The sequence below is a fragment of the Paenibacillus sp. TSA_86.1 genome (assembly GCF_052691815.1).
The window spans coordinates 1-17,096 of the sequence record NZ_JBQZGE010000004.1 but is presented as its reverse complement, the minus strand read 5'-3'; the positions used below and the strand labels follow the sequence as shown (position 1 = coordinate 17,096).

Below are 17,096 nucleotides of genomic sequence, written 5' to 3'. Positions count from 1 at the left end.
GTGTGCCAGACAAAAGGTGATTAAGCTGCAGCAATTAAACTAGGCCCTTGAAACGATATTTAAAAAGCTCAACTCAAGAATGCCATTGCTCCCAAGTTTCCAGCTTCATGACTTCCATCTCCGTTTTTGGGTCACGTCCCATCAAGGCTTCAACGGCATCACGCGGCTGCCGATTCTGGAATAACACATGATACAATTGATCCGCAATTGGCATCTGAACATCATATTTCTGTGATATAAAATAGGCAGCCTGTGTTGTTCGAATACCTTCGACAACCATGCCCATTGACTGAAGCACATCATCCAGCTTCTGTCCCTGTCCCAGCATTGAACCCGCTCTCCAGTTCCGGCTGTGCTGACTTGTTGCTGTTACAACCAAATCACCAATTCCCGCTAGTCCAGAAAACGTTAATGGATTCGCTCCCATCTCTACACCAATACGTGTAATCTCGGCAAGCCCACGGGTTAATAGTGCCGCCTTCGCATTATCCCCAAACTGAAGGCCATCAGACATGCCTGCCCCAAGTGCGATGATATTTTTGAAAGCTCCCGCAAGTTCAACGCCGAGCATATCCCGGTTCGTGTACACGCGAAAATAGGCATTCATAAACAATCCCTGAACTGCCTCCGCAGATGATTTATCCAGTGAAGCCACAACAACGGTTGTTGGACAACGCTTCACCACTTCTTCCGCATGACTTGGGCCTGACAATACAACGATATGCCCTTCTTCACATTCAAGCTCTTCGGAGATAACACTAGACATCCGTTTCAGACTTTCCGTCTCGAAACCCTTGGTTGCATGAATGATCAGCATGTCAGGTTTATAAAAAGGTTTAAATTGATGCGTGACCGCACGCATCGCAGACGAAGGCGCAACAATTAACACAGCTGTCGCACCCGCAACCGCAGCTTCCATATCACTGGTCGCTCGAATGCGAGGAGACAACTCTGCAGCAGGAAGATAACGTGCATTGGTATGTTGTACATTTATTTCAGCGGCCTGTTCTTCACTACGTGTCCACATTACTACATCCAGTTCATTTTCAGCGAGTACACTGGCCAAAGCAGTTCCCCAGCTGCCTGCAACCAGTACAGCAACTTTTTTAGACAACGCGTTTCCCCCCTCCAGGGTTCTTCGATCCCAGTTTATTTTCCTGTCCTTTGGCGAGCTTCGCAATGTTGGTACGATGTCTCCAGAATGCAAACAGACAAATAATCAGACTGCCCCAGAAGATACTCATGGAGTACCCGGGGAGGATCAAGATGAAAACAGGAGTCAATGCTACAAAAATTAAAGAGCCGAGCGAAACATAACGTGTCAGAACGATGGACAGAATGGCAACGACTCCGGCACAAATCGCAGGCAGGAAAGCTAAGCTTGCCAATACACCAATCGCGGTAGCAATGCCTTTACCTCCACGGAAATGGAAATAGAGCGGCCAGTTATGACCTGCTATGGCAGCGATACCGCTGAAGGCAGCAATCCATGGAGACCCTCCACTTAACCATATGCCAATCCATACTGCAGCAATACCTTTGATTACATCAAGCAAAAGAACTGCAATAGCCGGCCCTTTACCCAGAATACGTAGTGTATTCGTTGCCCCGGCATTTCCACTCCCGTGTTGACGGATATCAATCCCCCGTATTGCTTTTGCAAGAAGAACACTAAAGCTGATCGAACCAAGCAAATAACTTAGTATGATCGCTGCGATTGATAAAATCACAAACTTCTCCCCTAACCTTCGTCGGACTTCCTCCGAGTAAATATGCGAATTGGTGTACCTTCGAAATCAAACGCTGCCCGGATTTTATTCTCCAGATAACGCTCATACGAGAAGTGCATCAACTCAGGGTCATTCACAAAGATAACCATTGTCGGCGGTTTAACCGCTACCTGAGTCACATAGTTGATTCTCATTCTCCGCCCTTTGTCGGTTGGCGGTGGATTAATCGCCACAGCATCTGATACAACATCGTTAAGCAGATGTGTCTGAACACGCAGAGTATGCTGTTCTGCTACTCGTTGCACCACAGGCAGCAATTTTTGTAAGCGTTGTTTTGTCAATGCTGACAAAAAGACAATTGGAGCATACGTCATGAAAAGGAAGTGATCCCGAATCTTCGTCTCAAATTCCTTCATCGTTTTATCCGTTTTCTCCACAACATCCCATTTGTTCACCACAAACATAGAGGCTTTACCCGCTTCATACGCATAACCCGCGATATGCTTGTCCTGCTCAATGATGCCTTCTTCACCGTTAATGACAATCAGAACTACATCGGCACGTTCAATGGCACGCATGGCACGCATCACGCTGTATTTTTCTGTCGTTTCATATACTTTACCGCGCTTCCGCATACCCGCTGTATCAATTAGCACATAGCGTTGCCCGTCTTTTTCAAAAGGAGTGTCGATTGCATCACGGGTTGTCCCGGCTACGTCACTGACAATAACACGTTCCTCGCCCAGAATAGCATTCACCAGTGAGGACTTGCCCACATTAGGTCGTCCAATCAGAGCAACACGAATTACATCCTCATCGTATGTCTCTTCCTCTAGCTCAGGTAATTTCTCCACAATCGCGTCAAGCAAATCACCAACACCTGTGCCGTGACTACCAGATACCCCGATCGGATCGCCAAAACCGAAGCCGTAGAACTCATAAATGAGCTCACTACGTCCAATATTATCCACTTTATTTACAGCCACAACGATAGGTTTGCCAGAGCGGTATAACATCTCTGCAACCTCTTCGTCAGCCTGCGTAATGCCAGCTTTGGCATCACACATAAATACAATAACATCCGCTTCTTCAATCGCAAGTTCTGCCTGCATGCGGATGGATTTCATTATGACGTCTTCGCCATCAATTTCGATACCACCAGTATCAATAATACTGAATGCCTTTCCGTTCCATTCACCGATTCCATAAATCCGGTCACGGGTAATGCCCGGCTTGTCTTCCACAATGGCCAGTCTGTCGCCGATAATCCGATTAAAAATGGTGGATTTACCCACGTTCGGTCGGCCGACAATTGCCACAACTGGTCTTGCCATACATTCCACTCCTCCTGTCCATACTTACGTTACTCATCATAGCAAAAAAGATATGTCTTGGCTAACGTTTCGTAACGAATTTCTCGCAATAACAACAATCGGCGAACCCGCTGGGGCTCGCCGATCTTGCTTTATTTATTCAGCAAAATATGCAGTATTTAACTAAGAACCATGCATGGTTAACTTATTTGAATTTGCTGAGTTTGTCACCAAACAGTTCGCCAAGTGTAGTGCTCATACCTTGGTTGTTCATGGAAACGTTTGGATTGTTGATTTCTTCACGTGGAGCATTGTTTCTTGCTGGACGCTCTGATTTTTGTGGTTGAGCAGGAGCTTCTTCGGTTTCTTTGATGCTCAAGCTTACACGTTGCTCAGCAGGGTTCATGTCCAAGATTTTCACTTGTACTTCTTGCCCTTCTTTCAGTACTTCATGCGGAGTACCGATGTGTTTGTGGGAGATTTGTGAAATGTGCACAAGTCCCTCAACACCAGGAGCGATTTCAACAAATGCACCGAAATCAACCAGACGTTTTACAACACCTGTTACGATGTCACTCGTGTTGAATTGGTCACCAGCTGTTTCCCAAGGACCTGGTTGAACAGCTTTCATGCTCAGGCTGATTTTGCCTTTTTCAGGGTCAACTTTCAGCACTTTAACATTTACTTTGTCGCCTTCGGACAGAACATCGGATGGTTTTTCAACGTGAGTCCAAGCCAGCTCGGATACGTGTACCAAACCGTCAACTCCGCCTACATCAACGAAAGCACCGAATTGAGTCAAACGTTGAACTGTACCTTCGATCACTTGACCTTCTTGCAAACCAGCCATAACTTGGACTTTGTTTGCTTCGAATTCTTGCTCCAGAACGTCTTTTTGGGAAAGGATCACTTTGTTGTTCTCACGATCGATCTCTTTCACTTTAACGCGTAGTGTGCGTCCTTTGTAGTCACTGAAGTCTTCGACGAAATGACGCTCAACCATGGAAGCCGGGATAAATCCGCGAACGCCCACGTCTGCAACCAGACCGCCTTTAACAACATCGCCTACAACAACTTCGAATACGTCTTGGTCTTCAAAATGCTTCTGCAATTGCTCCCAAGCGTTCTCACTGTCAATGGCACGTTTGGACAAAACGAGTTTTTCTTTCTCGTCGTCGATGCTAAGTACTTTAGCTTCAACTTCTTGTCCAACTTCTACTGCATCAGACGCGCTGTCTACGTGGAGCGAAGACAGTTCGCGAACTGGAATAACACCGTCATATTTATATCCAATGCTTACATAAGCTTGGTTATCTTCCAATTTGACGATGGTACCTTTTACAGTATCTCCTTTTTTCAAGGAAACGAATTGATCCAACTCATCTTGGGTTGCTTCTTGATTTTTCATTTCTTCCGACATGTCAAATACCCTCCTCAATTCAAAAACCCCATTATATTCAAACCTGCCTTAGCAGAGTTCAAAACACTTTCATGCGAATGCACTTCACTAGTTTTCCTCAAAAAAATGGAAACATGCACTCGCCCCGCAGACTGCCTTATTTACTGGGCATGCCTGTTTTCACCATTTCGTTAATCTTGGACATAATTTTCTCGGTAGCTCTTTCCAAAGCATCTCCGGAAGTGTCTTCCTTGAACTCGTCCAAATTAACCGGTGCGCCGTATACTACTTTCATCTTACGAAACGGCTTGTAGTTGCCGATAATAGCAGTAGGGACAACCGTAGCACCACTACGGAGAGCAAAACTCGCTGCTCCTTTTTTACCAATTCCCCCATCATTGTGACGGCTTCCCGACGGGAAAATACCAAGTACTTCACCACCACGCAAAATATTGAGTGAAGTTTTGATGGATTCTTTGCTGACTCCTCCTCGTTTTACCGGGAAGGCACCTACAGCTTTGATAATTGGGCCTAATACCGGAACATCAAACAGTTCGCTTTTAGCCATGAATCTCACTTGACGGCGAATTTTGATGCCAACGGTTGGCGGATCAAAATAACTGATGTGATTGGAACATAGAAGCACGCCGCCGTCTTTCGGGATGTTTTCCCGTCCAACAGCCTCCAGACGAAAAAGAATGGTATAAATGATCCGCAGTAATGTTTTGCAAAAGGTATAAATCATAGACTGCTCTCTCCTCTGACCATTGTGCAATAAGATACGATTTTGTCAACCACTTCATGGATATTCATCTTCGTTGTATCCAGGACAATGGCGTCCTCTGCACAACGTAGTGGGGAAATTTCCCGGTTCTCATCCAATTTGTCGCGGGTGGCAATATCTCTCTCCAGTTGCTCCAACGTCAGCCCTTCGGATGGTTCCAGTTCTTTGAAGCGGCGAAGCGCTCGCTCCTGCACACTGGCAGTCATGAAGATTTTCACTTCCGCATCGGGCAATACAGTTGTTCCGATATCGCGCCCATCCATTACGACGCCCTTGCGCAAAGCCATTTGCCGCTGAGTATCCACTAATTGCGTACGCAGCCCCTCGATTTGCGCATATCGAGACACGATTCCCGTTACTTCACGGGAGCGGATTTCTGAGGTGACATCCTCCCCATTACATAACACTTTCTGTCCACCCTGATCCGGTTGTAGATCAATAACCAAATCTTGAGCTTCCTGAAGTACCTGAGTCGTATCATCCGGAGATATACCTTTCCGAAGCATATACAAAGATACTGCACGGTACATCGCGCCTGTGTCAACGTAAATGTATCCGAGTTCCTCCGCAACCAATCGGGCCACCGTGCTTTTTCCGGCACCAGCAGGTCCGTCAATTGCAACGTTCATCTTCCCGTTTTCTGATGTGTTCTGGCTAGCCAACGGGGCATTCCTCCTCAAACGATAAACCTCAATAAAAAAACAGGCATTGCCTGCATCGTGAAAATTATACCACACTCTACACATGGATGCAAAAACAGACAAATCAGCCAATGTGCTCTTTGTTGTAGGTTTGCATATGAATCGGGGTGCCCTCAAGCCGATCAATCGTTGTCATTATTTTCTTCAAATCAGGTACCAGAAGTAACAACTGACAGAGGATAACAAGAATCAGGAGCACCCCAATGAATAGCAGCGCTCTCTGTTCTAAACGTTTTGAAATCGTAAAGTAATTGTGTCCAAATCCCCGTGCATCCGAACGTTTACCCATAGCAATATTCTCCGTTTTTGCCTTACGTTGCCCAGTATAGAATCGATTTATGCTTAACACGCTTATTTCATACGATAATCCAGTTGCCGCTCAAAACAAAATTTGATCACTTTCTGACGTTCCGAATCTGTGATCTGCGAAAACTTCAGCATGCCCAGCTCTCGACCTGATTCCAGTTCCTTAATACGCACCACCTCAGCCTCAAATTGCACATGATCAATGGCCCCATTACGATAAGGAACGAGCAGCCAGCATTTGAGCTTTTGTTCTTCCTCCACTTTTAAATCAGGCTCAATGTAAATGGACAATCCACCGCCTCCGATATCTTCAGTCAGCACAACTGCACGTGTCAGGTCTTCACATTGAAATGCCAATTCGAGACTGGCATGAACACGAAGGAAACTGCGGCGCTGAATTTTCGAAATCTCGTCGGGAAGCGGTTTTCGAATGCGAACCAGACGAACGACATCTTCCTCAAAACCTGTCACATAAGTGTTGAAGTAATGCCGAACACCACTCTCGTTAATATAGGATATGGACAATTCTTCTCCGAAAAAGAGTCTTTTCAAGCGACTGTTTCCCTGCTGCATCGGAACTTCAATCAGAAAACTACTTTCATCCGTATCTGCGATACGCGATTTGTATTCTTTATGTTCCTCTTTTTCGTCAGCCGATGCGATTTGGATATACAATACTTCGTTTATTTTAGGAAACAATCGGTTCACCGCCACTTATGTATTTATCTTCGTACTTTACAGGACTATTATACCATGACCTTTCTCACATGGAATAAGAAAAAACAGACCATGATCATGGTCTGTTTTCACATCTTTTTTTCTGAGTATACACATGTTGTTATGACACTTCTAAGAAGTTGCGTTAACTGGTTTGATCTCCTCAACGGCTTCTTCCATTCCTGTATTCGCATTAATGTAGATCCGGTAACGCGAACCGTTAATTCGTCCACCGAATTCATAACAGAGCACTTCTTTACTGTAGTCATTCTCAATCAAGGATTTGCGCACATAATTTTCCTTAAAATCGGAATTAAGTTTTTTACGCGCCTGCTCGGCCGTAAGTTTTGCTTTTGGAATCTGACGTTTGTCGTTATGCTCATACACGTAGTCGCTTGCCTGAAAGCCGGTAACTTCACCCGTATCGAGACCTACACGCACAGACATTTTTTCGGGGTATATCAATGTGTCTCCTTGCTTTCGCACATACGTAAGGTTTGCCAAATTACCGAACTCATCGTAATTAACAGCTTTCATATCCTTATATCCCTTATTTACAAGAAACTGATCCGCCTGTTTCATCGCCTCTTGGCGGGAGACTTTTTTGGCTCCAACCGTTCGGGTGTCACTGTACGAGATAAGCTTTCCGCCATTGCGTGTAAAATCCATCATCAGCTTTCCGTTTCTGGCATGTGGAACGGTCGCTGTATACGACTCCCAGTCTGTCCCTTTGCCATTCTCCTGAATCTGAATTTTGCCGCTCTCCACATCTGAAAATTTGGAAGCTTTCTCTTGTATTTGCTCTTTGGATACAGGTAACCCGCTAAGTTTCTTCACAGAACGTTTGGTAAACATATTGGAGACAGAAGGACCCCAATCCAGTTCAGGATACTCCTGAACCTTTTTATTTACCGTTCGGAAGCCGTCCACGATGGAGTTATCATTGGTTTGATCCTGAGTCGCCATAACGGTTTCGGCATCCATCCAGCGCAGACGATCAGACAATACTTTCTGCTGTACTTCCTTCAGACTACTCTTGATTTCCGAAGAATTTTGATACAGCGTCTTCAGATTACCCATTTCCTTTTTACTGAGCGGCTCGTTGGTCAAGTCACGCATGGATGCCTGGTACGCAAATTTTGAGATCCGTGAAAGGAACTCCTCCGTCTCATTAAAGGGGAGCATACCCAGCGGTAGTTGATTGATTTCATTCTGCGCTTCGCTAGTAAGCCTCCATACATTCATTAACCCTTTGCGATGCATGCCTTGTGAGCTTGAATGAACAGCAAGCGTGTTCCCGATCTCCGAATGTAATTTGTCCATATGGAATGAGAGGTCGTGAAATGCACGCTGGTATTGGTTCTCCGCCTTAATCAATATCGCATTTTTCTCCTGATTCTCCTGATAACCCCACACAAGTGCGCCGACCAGGAGAACTGCAAATATCGGAAACATGACTGAACTTAATCGTTTATACACGGTAGATTCTCCTTTCTTCTAGGGTGTGTCTTAAAACACTGAAGGAAGCAGATTTTGCCGATTTTTCGTTCCAAGCCAGGAAGTTTACCGCAGGCGTGCCGGGGCACGTCAAGGGAAAGTGACGCAGCAGGGGGCGAAAGGGTGGTAAAAAGATGCACTTCAGTGGATTTCAAGACACGCCTTAACCACTGCCTTTATTGTGGATCGAAGAAAGACCTCTTATGCATGCGATTTCCAGTTGGAACGAAATTTGCCTTTAGCTAATGAGCCTCAGCTTATATTCCGTCAGAGGTGCAAAGCATCATCTAATTCAGCAGATAACCCGTTGCCATCCCCTCTTCCTCAATGTCAAATTGGTCCTTGTTATCACACAGACACTGTTTAAAGCCCGTATCAATGCGCCCTCGTTCTTTCCTGCCTCTTAACGTAAACCGCTCACCGCATTGCTTGCATCTAATTTTTATTTTGATTCTTGTCATCGTACATCCCCGTTTCATATCGTCGTTCCCCGGGTTTCTGTAACAAAAAAAACACACCGGGGTCTGCGTTTAACACGCTTCATGTCCACCAGTGTGTCCGTATTTTTTATAATTTAATCTCTTCCTCTCGTTTCACGAAACGGAAGGGCGAACGGTTGTTAGCCCGAGTAATTTTGCCTATAGCTCCATACCACAGACCCGCCATCAGAGGCGCGATGAACCATAACCAGTGATTCACCATCATATTCATGATGACATCGTACAACGCATGCCAGAAAAATGGAAGTATCAGAGACAAGCTGAGATACCACCGCTTTTTCTTCGTATCATCAATAAACTTGGCCTTACCCATGTAATACCCCATAATAACAGCAAACATCGCATGGCCTGATACGGGCAGAAGGGCCCTTAGAAACATTCCTGATACGGAGGCATTACCTGCAAAAGCATATAGCACATTTTCCACCGTTGCAAAGCCCAATGATACCGCTACGGAATATAATATCCCATCATACGGCTCATCAAATTCGGTGTGATTATAAATAATGTGATAGATCACAAACCACTTAACAAACTCCTCAACCCCGCCCGAGATCAAGATGGATTCAAGAAGGGGATTCTCTCCAAACCACAGCATCATACCTCGTTGAATAATCATCACGGGCAGAACAATTAGGAAACCCATAAGAAATACTCTTAAAACGATGTGAAGTGGTTCATAATCGTAGCGGTCTTTAAGATAAAAGTATGTTAACAAGGCGAGACCCGGAGCAACTGCTGCAGCTAGTAGCGAAAACAAAAGCACCGAAATTCCCTCCTCTGGTTAGTAACACGAATATTACAGAAGTTTACTCCTGACGTTTGAAGTGGGTGCAAATGACATCAATCGCTTGTTCCGGAATAACTACCTTTCCATACTCTTCCATAACTGCTGGTGTGACCGAAGAACCTTCCCCAAACTCGGCGAGCAAGGCAATCAATGCTGCATGTTTGGTGGAGTCCACATCATCCGGTTCAAAATGTAAGAACCATTTATTTTTATAAGAATACAGTTTCCCCGCATCCGTAACATGTTGACGTAACATATGGGCAGCCTCAATCAGCACCTCAAAATCCTTAAAAGCGTATACGATGGAGTCACTTTGCTCCAGTGTAACTTCCATTTCATATACTTCTTCAGGAAGATCATCTTCATGACCTGAACCATATTGTTGCGGATCATATTTTCCACGAGTAACAATGACAACCATCCCTTGAGCGGGAAGTGCGAATACTTCAACAGCCAGCGGACCTGTAGCATCAAAGCCAAGTTCAGAATAAGCCTGGTCCATCATTTCAGTGAACAGTTCATGTACCTTCGGTAATTCCTGCCACATATCTTCTTTTTGTATTCCGCGCTCGCTCAGATCGTCAAAGGTCAGGAAAATCCGTATCTTATCGTGACTTAGTCGTTCTATTTTCATACAGGATCTCCCCTTTATAAGCAAGTCTTATAACAGATTATGAAGCACAAAACAATATGTGCTGAAAATAAATCTATGTAGTTATGTTATCATTTTATACCTGTAAATGCACGAAGTAAAATCAACAAAAAAAAGAATCAATCCACATCAAATCAAGACTGTGGATGATTCTTAATGGATGCTGTGGGTTATAAACCCGGTACCGTTGTATTTGTTTGGCTCAAAATTTGCTCCACTTCATGTTTAACATCAGGGTTGGTCCGAATAAAATCTTTAAGCATGTTCATATTTTCTTCTTTTTCTCTTGGAGAGATCGTTCTACCGGCTTTCGCTGCCGTCTTATGGGGTTCTCCATGATGATCCGGTTTGTTGCTAAAGCTATCCATACCCGGAAATGTCATCTCCATCATTTTATGTTTTGCTTGGTCAACCATGTTTCGGGACGAACCTGAAGACAACATAGGCATTCTGCCTTTAGCTAACCAAGAACTGGCTGCAACGCCAACGACAATACCCCAGAAAAAGGATGACGCCTTCATTACACCAACCTCCTTTAAGTGTTAAAATCAAAAGTAGTGTTTGCTGTAGAAGACAATCTCATTCCGTATAAATACAGGAAAGTGAGTTGAAAAAAAGTTGAAACATGCTATTTCAATGTTACTCCTAATAAGTATGGCGCTGTCTGCTTGCAGTTCGCAGAATCAATCTTCAACTGATCCTGGAGCGAGCAAAGAGGAAACTGCTGTAATCCATCCTGAGGAAAAGAACGAAGCCAACGCAAGTACCGAACCCCGGTTGGATCATGCCGAGAAGGATACATTAAATCATCCGCTGGAGGAAACGAATACAGAAAAAGCTGCTTCACAGCATACTACTCCCTCCACAGATGAAACTTCAAACGAAGCACTTGTTAAGAAGACTTATCATATGAATTCGAATTATGTTATTAAACCCAATGACGAGACCAGCCCTGCTAAAGTTGTCTTGTTAACCTTTGACGATGGGCCGAAGGACGAAAAAATGATTACATCACTTATCGATACATTGGACAAACATCATGCCAAAGCGATATTTTTCGTAAATGGTAACCGAGTGAAACGTCAACCTGAATTGTTGAAACTAATTCATGAACGTGGACAGATTATGGGGAACCACGCTTGGGATCATGAAGATTTGCAGAAAATGTCAAGTTCAGAGGCCAAGAAACAAGTCACTGACGTTCAACAGATTGTGAAAGATACCATTGGAGAGGAACCTCAGTTTTTCAGACCGCCTTTTGGTTCTGGGAACGATGCACTGAAAGATACAGTCAAAGAACAAGGCATGTTGTATATGACATGGTCCAACGGCTCGCTGGACTGGGATAAGACCACCAAAAACAAACCGGATAAAGTCATCCAAAATGTTCTGGATCAGCTCCATCCTGGAAGTAATATTTTAATGCATGAATTACCTTGGACAGTCGAGGCTCTGGATGGGTTGTTAACAAAACTTGAGAACAAGGGTTATTCTTTTGTTGATCCTCGTGCAATCGAGCTGCAGACCCAATAAAAAGGCCAAATATATAACTCGCTCAGGCGATAACTGTTATACGATAAAAAAACCCTGATCTTATTGATCAGGGCTTTTTGCTGTAGAAACACGAAGTGTAATGAGATGTATCTCTGCGGGACAACATAACCTGAGCGGAAGATGGTTTGTACCAAAACCCCTGCTTACAAGCAATTTGCCATCTCGAAAATCATCATGACTGCGTTTCAAGGAGAACCAGCCGCTACGTACGACACGATAAGCCTTGCTCAGCAATATTGGCCCGAACACGGGCAAGACCAATTGTCCTCCATGAGTATGGCCGCTTAATACAAGGTCAACATCTAGTTCTAACCGTAGTGCTTCCAAAGGATCGTGAACCAATACGATTGTGGAACAACTACCCTCAGTATTCTGAAGCAAAAACTCTCCTTGAGTAGAGCGGTAATCTAAACCAACCAACCGGATCTGTTCCGTTCCCTTTTGCAAATATACAGCTTTGTCTTGGAGTAGCAGCACGTTGGAATCTTCTAACAGCTTAGACAAATGAGTGATGCCGGCCTTTTTGTCATGATTTCCATAGACAGCAAAGGTCGGAGCAAGACTCGACAAAAGTCTCATATTTTGTCTGACGATTGACCAGGAAATTCCCTCTTCAGCAAAATCGCCCCCGATGAATACCCAATCAGCTCTTCTCCTCAATTTCTCTACATCTGTTGCCTTGAGCAAGCGTTCATGCGTATCTGACAAATAAACAATCGTTGCTCCATCGAATGAAGCCGGAAGATGTGAAAGTTCCACTTCATCCTCTGTTATTATAGTGGAATGAGCCTCACGCCACATATGCAGGAAAAGCAGCACGACTCCCGCTGAGATGACAAGACCGGCAGTAACTAACATTACCAAGGTAATGGGAGGAATGTGTTTAACGGAGGAGCACCTTTTATCCCCCACCACACCAGACCAACCGTTAACATGAAGAAAATAAAAATGAGCGAGTTAACAAATCTTTTGCTTAATCGCAAACGCCGCGAAGGATGTAATTCGGTTCGAGTAGGTAAAGAACTAGCCTCGGAAACTGAACTTTCCTTTTGATTTCCCGTTTTTTTGGAGCGACTTGGCGCTCGCTGCGGTAATACCGGACTTTCCAGTGCGGCAGCATTGGAATGCCGCTGCGACCGCGGTAGCGAAACCGAAGTAATTGGCGGAAGACCTACCGTTTCGGCAGTTGCTGCCGTTTCAACAACCGGACTCGTTTGAGAAACTGTGCGCCGCTCTCTTTTCTCCTTATTGTCCGAGTGTCGATGGCGCTGGCTGCCGTATGTTTTCATCCTACTTAATGGCTGACTCATGATCCCCTCCGAAAACGTATCGCTAATCCGGATACCAGGTCAATGATAAAATGACACAGAATCGGTGCCCATAACGTACCAGACTGCAAATAGATATATCCCAAGCCATAGCTCGACACAAACACCCATCCTGTTGGAATCCAGTGGCGAAGATAACGAATGTGAATAACTGCAAATAAAATACTCGTCCAATATGGACCAATCGCATGTTGTATCGCGCCGCGGAACAAGAGTTCCTCACATACAGCTACCAAGGCAGCTATGCATACAATATGCCAGATCGGACGTCCGCGAAACAGAAGCTCGTTAATCCCTCCATCATCCATGCTTTCCTGAGGAATCACATAGGACAGTACCAAATCCATGATAAGCATAATAGCAGCAAGCCCCAGACCCCACCATAAAAATTGAAGATGATCAGGCAAAGCCAGAACCTCAAGTAAATTCCTTTTCTGCAGCAGAATCCATACAATTCCGATGATCAAAGTTAACCCTTGAGTGAAGTATAAATTGATCAACAACAACCGTTCAGTTAATTGCTGCGGTTCGGCCTTCTGAATTTTAAACTTCGGAAATTTCTTTTTTTTCATTGCATGCGTCTGTCCTCTTGAGTTATTTGAAAAGAATAAACATTTCATTGAACAATCCGATAGTATACTAAATGATAGCCAAAAAACCAATCCGGTTCAAGACCTGTCCCAAGTCCCGGATGATTACCCTGAAACGTTACTTCATTAATGCGGTGAATTTTATTTCATGAAACAGCTTATTTAGGCGTTTTAATCTATATACAGATTCATTTTAAAGCAGAATAAATACGCGTTGGGTATGCGCTGGAACGTTTAGATTAAAACATTTAAGCCTATTGACATGCTCATGTAAGCCATGATACATTATGAAAAAATTAGTCACGTAAAACACGATGATGGAAAAAAGACGTTGCTTTGTCTTTCAGAGAGCCGATGGTTGGTGGGAATCGGTGGCGGGCAGATGATCTTGAGCGCTCCTGAGTTATTGCATTGAAAATGGAGTAGGTGCAATCGGTTTAGACCCGTTATCCTCTTCGGTCTTCATTGACCGCTAAGACTGTCGTTGCGAAACGGCGGTGAATTAGGGTGGTACCACGACAACTCTCGTCCCTTATTGCGCAAGCAGTATGTGGATTGAGAGTTTTTTGATTATTTTCGATAAAAGAATCCTGTGGAACCATCCTTTTTGTTCACCTTATCCCTCTGCTACGACACCGCGTTGTTGGAGGGAAGAATCACTTGGTTTTAAGGAACGTCTCTAGTCGGAGACCAGACCTTGACGATTATAGATATACAAACCTAAGGAGGAAGAAACCATGTACAAAGTGTTAGTATCGGATCCAATCAGTGATCTGGGAATTCAGCAGCTGGTGGATGCAAGTGATGTCGTTGTCGAGAAGAAAACCGGACTTAGTGAAGATGAACTTGTTGCCATTATCGGTGATTATGATGCTCTCCTCGTTCGTAGCCAGACCCGAGTTACTGAACGTATTATGACGGCTGGCACCAATCTTAAAGTGATTGGACGCGCAGGAGTTGGTGTGGATAATATTGAGCTGGAACCTGCTACACAACGCGGTATTATTGTAATTAATGCTCCTGACGGTAATACAATTACGACGTGTGAGCACACCTTTGCCATGATGATGGCGCTCGCACGACACATCCCGCAGGCATATGCCAAAACCATTCAAGGTACATGGGATCGGAAAACCTTCCTTGGCGTGGAACTAAGAAATAAAACTCTAGGTGTACTGGGTATGGGAAGAATCGGCAGCGAGGTTGCTAAACGTGCCAAAGCTTTCGGAATGGATATACTCGCTTATGACCCGTTCCTCACTGAGGAGCGTGCCGAGAAACTTCAAGTGAAGCTGGCAAGTGTTGATGATATTATCCGAAATGCGGACTTTATGACTGTTCACACTCCACTTACTCCAGAAACACGTCATATGATTTCCCGTCCTCAATTTGAAGTGATGAAAAAAGGCATGCGCATTATTAACTGTGCACGCGGCGGTGTTGTTGACGAAATGGCGCTTGTCGAAGCGATTGATGAAGGAATTGTTGCTGGCGCTGCATTCGACGTATTTGAAAGTGAACCACCAGCAGCAGATCATCCATTCCTGAATCATCCAAGCATTATCGTTACACCTCACTTGGGTGCATCAACCGTAGAGGCTCAGGAGAACGTTGCGATTGACGTATCTGAACAAGTTCTTCACATTCTTCGCAATGAACCATTTAAAAATGCGGTTAATATGCCAGCTGTCGCACCAACCGTTATGAACAAACTGCAACCATACTTTAAATTGGGTGAAACGCTTGGAAGTTTTGCAGCACAAATCACTCAAAATGCAGTGCAAGAGATTCGCATTGACTATGCGGGTGATCTGTCAGAAGTAGATACATCACCGCTCACACGTTATATTGTGAAAGGCATTCTGGCAAGACATCTGGGCGGAGAAGCCAATATTGTCAACTCCATGCACTTGGCCAAAATTCGTGATCTGAATGTTGTTGTGAGCCAAACCTCTGCTACAAAGGGATTCACAAACCTAATTACCGTAACACTCGTAACAACACAAGATGCTGAAGAACGCCGCGTGGCAGGTACGCTTCTTGCAGGATACGGCGAACGGATTGTTCGTCTTGATAAATTCCCTGTAGATATTGCACCGGAAAGCCATCAAATTTTGATCTCGCACAACGATAAACCGGGTATCATTGGACGTGTAGGTACTTTGCTTGGTCAAAATGACGTAAACATCGCATCCATGCAGGTTGGACGTAAAATTATTGGTGGTGCTGCGATCATGATCCTCACCGTTGATAAAGAAGTGCCAAAAGATGTGCTGGTTCAGCTTACATCTCTGCCTGAACTGAATACAGCCGTAGAAATTGTGCTAGGTTAAACGCTGAGCATTATCAAAGACTGCGAACAAAGACGGGATCCATTAGGATCCCGCCTTTTTGTTATCGGTATAATTCATTTTTAGTTTAACTTAATTGAATAATGGTTAACGTCGCACCCGGAGGTGAGAGAACGGCAGCACCAGCGAGACCGAATAGTTGGAGTTGCACTGTAGAGCCTGCAGTAACTGTCACAATAAACTCGGACTGCAATTGACTGAGTGAGAGCACCGGAGAAACTACACTCGCCGGAATAGCCGTCCCATTTAAAAGAACCCGGGATTGTATAGCCAATGCAGCTGTAAGATTGACTCTATAGGAGATAAAGTAACGTCCAGCATTGGCCAACGTAAAGGTGTCACTTGAACCATTGGCCGTAATACCTGTGCCAATATTCTGGTTGCTTGGTAACGCAATGAGAGTCCCGCCCAAAATAACGACAATAGTACCATTTACGTTTTCGGCAAACGCTGAGTTTGAAGTTACCGAAGTACCAGTTGCACCCGTAGCTCCGGTGCCTCCAGTCGAACCCGTCGGGCCTGTAACACTTGCACCCGTCGCGCCAGTGACTCCAGCTATACCGGTCGCACCACTCACGCCCGTGGCTCCGGTTGTTCCCGTGGCTCCGGTCACTCCTGTTTCTCCGGTCGCTCCTGTTATCCCGGCTATACCAGTCGCACCCGTTTCTCCAGTCACTCCCGTTACACCCGTGGAGCCTGTAGCTCCGGTAACACTTGCTCCGGTCGCACCCGTGACTCCAGTTATACCAGTCTCACCCGTCACTCCCGTTACACCCGTGGAGCCTGTGGCTCCGGTAACACTTGCTCCGGTCGCACCCGTGACTCCAGTTATACCAGTCTCACCGGTCACTCCCGTTTCTCCGGTTGCTCCCGTAGCTCCGGTG

The 17,096-nt window shown here is 45.0% G+C and carries 19 protein-coding genes and 1 other annotated feature; of the genes, 2 read left to right on the top strand and 17 right to left on the bottom strand.

Translation table 11 applies throughout. The features are described 5' to 3' along the window. Nucleotides 1-73: 73 nt before the first annotated feature. The 13 genes from ACUTVW_RS11300 to ACUTVW_RS11240 form a co-directional block, all read right to left on the bottom strand. Nucleotides 74-1,114, bottom strand: a complete 1,041-nt coding sequence (locus ACUTVW_RS11300; protein ID WP_445645896.1) for an NAD(P)H-dependent glycerol-3-phosphate dehydrogenase — start codon at nucleotides 1,112-1,114, stop codon at nucleotides 74-76. After that, on the bottom strand, nucleotides 1,107-1,730 hold the full coding sequence (gene plsY / locus ACUTVW_RS11295) for a glycerol-3-phosphate 1-O-acyltransferase PlsY (protein ID WP_445645895.1): 624 nt from the start codon (nucleotides 1,728-1,730) through the stop codon (nucleotides 1,107-1,109). Before plsY ends, ACUTVW_RS11300 begins: the two co-directional genes overlap by 8 nt. Nucleotides 1,731-1,741: 11 nt before the next feature. Beyond that, on the bottom strand, nucleotides 1,742-3,064 hold the full coding sequence (gene der / locus ACUTVW_RS11290; RefSeq protein WP_434750536.1) for a ribosome biogenesis GTPase Der: 1,323 nt from the start codon (nucleotides 3,062-3,064) through the stop codon (nucleotides 1,742-1,744). A gap of 184 nt (nucleotides 3,065-3,248) precedes the next feature. After that, nucleotides 3,249-4,463, bottom strand: a complete 1,215-nt coding sequence (gene rpsA / locus ACUTVW_RS11285; protein WP_445645894.1) for a 30S ribosomal protein S1 — start codon at nucleotides 4,461-4,463, stop codon at nucleotides 3,249-3,251. Between the two features lie 136 nt (nucleotides 4,464-4,599). After that, nucleotides 4,600-5,187, bottom strand: coding sequence for a lysophospholipid acyltransferase family protein (locus tag ACUTVW_RS11280; protein WP_445645893.1), 588 nt, complete (start codon nucleotides 5,185-5,187; stop codon nucleotides 4,600-4,602). Next, complete coding sequence (gene cmk, locus ACUTVW_RS11275; RefSeq protein WP_445645892.1) at nucleotides 5,184-5,888, bottom strand: (d)CMP kinase; 705 nt, start codon at nucleotides 5,886-5,888, stop codon at nucleotides 5,184-5,186. Before cmk ends, ACUTVW_RS11280 begins: the two co-directional genes overlap by 4 nt. Nucleotides 5,889-5,991: 103 nt before the next feature. After that, nucleotides 5,992-6,216, bottom strand: a complete 225-nt coding sequence (locus ACUTVW_RS11270) for a hypothetical protein (RefSeq protein ID WP_445645891.1) — start codon at nucleotides 6,214-6,216, stop codon at nucleotides 5,992-5,994. A gap of 62 nt (nucleotides 6,217-6,278) precedes the next feature. After that, a complete protein-coding gene (locus ACUTVW_RS11265; RefSeq protein WP_445645890.1) occupies nucleotides 6,279-6,932 on the bottom strand; it encodes a flagellar brake protein in 654 nt (217 codons plus the stop codon). Nucleotides 6,933-7,082: 150 nt separating this feature from the next. Then, nucleotides 7,083-8,429, bottom strand: a complete 1,347-nt coding sequence (ypeB, locus tag ACUTVW_RS11260) for a germination protein YpeB (RefSeq protein ID WP_445645889.1) — start codon at nucleotides 8,427-8,429, stop codon at nucleotides 7,083-7,085. 305 nt (nucleotides 8,430-8,734) lie between these two features. Then, nucleotides 8,735-8,908, bottom strand: coding sequence for a hypothetical protein (locus ACUTVW_RS11255; protein WP_445645888.1), 174 nt, complete (start codon nucleotides 8,906-8,908; stop codon nucleotides 8,735-8,737). Nucleotides 8,909-9,014: 106 nt separating this feature from the next. After that, on the bottom strand, nucleotides 9,015-9,713 hold the full coding sequence (gene prsW / locus ACUTVW_RS11250) for a glutamic-type intramembrane protease PrsW (protein ID WP_434750530.1): 699 nt from the start codon (nucleotides 9,711-9,713) through the stop codon (nucleotides 9,015-9,017). 43 nt (nucleotides 9,714-9,756) lie between these two features. After that, entirely contained in the window at nucleotides 9,757-10,371 is a 615-nt protein-coding gene (locus ACUTVW_RS11245) for a genetic competence negative regulator (RefSeq protein ID WP_434750529.1), read from the bottom strand. A gap of 188 nt (nucleotides 10,372-10,559) precedes the next feature. Then, nucleotides 10,560-10,910, bottom strand: a complete 351-nt coding sequence (locus tag ACUTVW_RS11240; RefSeq protein WP_445645887.1) for a hypothetical protein — start codon at nucleotides 10,908-10,910, stop codon at nucleotides 10,560-10,562. 97 nt (nucleotides 10,911-11,007) lie between these two features. On the opposite strand from ACUTVW_RS11240, the gene ACUTVW_RS11235 reads away from it, so the two are divergent. Then, complete coding sequence (locus tag ACUTVW_RS11235) at nucleotides 11,008-11,922, top strand: polysaccharide deacetylase family protein (RefSeq protein ID WP_445645886.1); 915 nt, start codon at nucleotides 11,008-11,010, stop codon at nucleotides 11,920-11,922. A gap of 60 nt (nucleotides 11,923-11,982) precedes the next feature. On the opposite strand, the gene ACUTVW_RS11230 is transcribed toward ACUTVW_RS11235, so the two are convergent. The 3 genes from ACUTVW_RS11230 to ACUTVW_RS11220 form a co-directional block, all read right to left on the bottom strand. Beyond that, a complete protein-coding gene (locus ACUTVW_RS11230; RefSeq protein WP_445645885.1) occupies nucleotides 11,983-12,702 on the bottom strand; it encodes a metallophosphoesterase in 720 nt (239 codons plus the stop codon). A 98-nt stretch (nucleotides 12,703-12,800) separates the two neighbouring features. Continuing rightward, nucleotides 12,801-13,253: a hypothetical protein gene (locus ACUTVW_RS11225; protein WP_445645884.1), complete on the bottom strand. Its 453-nt coding sequence runs from the start codon at nucleotides 13,251-13,253 to the stop codon at nucleotides 12,801-12,803. Then, nucleotides 13,250-13,843: a CPBP family glutamic-type intramembrane protease gene (locus tag ACUTVW_RS11220; RefSeq protein WP_445645883.1), complete on the bottom strand. Its 594-nt coding sequence runs from the start codon at nucleotides 13,841-13,843 to the stop codon at nucleotides 13,250-13,252. The genes ACUTVW_RS11225 and ACUTVW_RS11220 overlap by 4 nt, the downstream gene beginning before the upstream one ends. Nucleotides 13,844-14,166: 323 nt before the next feature. Continuing rightward, nucleotides 14,167-14,397 (top strand) — a binding site (T-box leader). A 201-nt stretch (nucleotides 14,398-14,598) separates the two neighbouring features. Here ACUTVW_RS11220 and serA point away from each other — a divergent pair. Further along, nucleotides 14,599-16,194 carry a phosphoglycerate dehydrogenase gene (gene serA / locus ACUTVW_RS11215; protein ID WP_090917287.1) on the top strand — a complete coding sequence of 532 codons (1,596 nt, stop codon included), beginning with the start codon at nucleotides 14,599-14,601 and terminating at the stop codon, nucleotides 16,192-16,194. Nucleotides 16,195-16,279: 85 nt separating this feature from the next. Here serA and ACUTVW_RS11210 read toward each other — a convergent pair. Further along, the coding region (locus ACUTVW_RS11210; RefSeq protein ID WP_445645882.1) for a BclA C-terminal domain-containing protein at nucleotides 16,280-17,096 on the bottom strand (817 nt) is incomplete at its 5' end.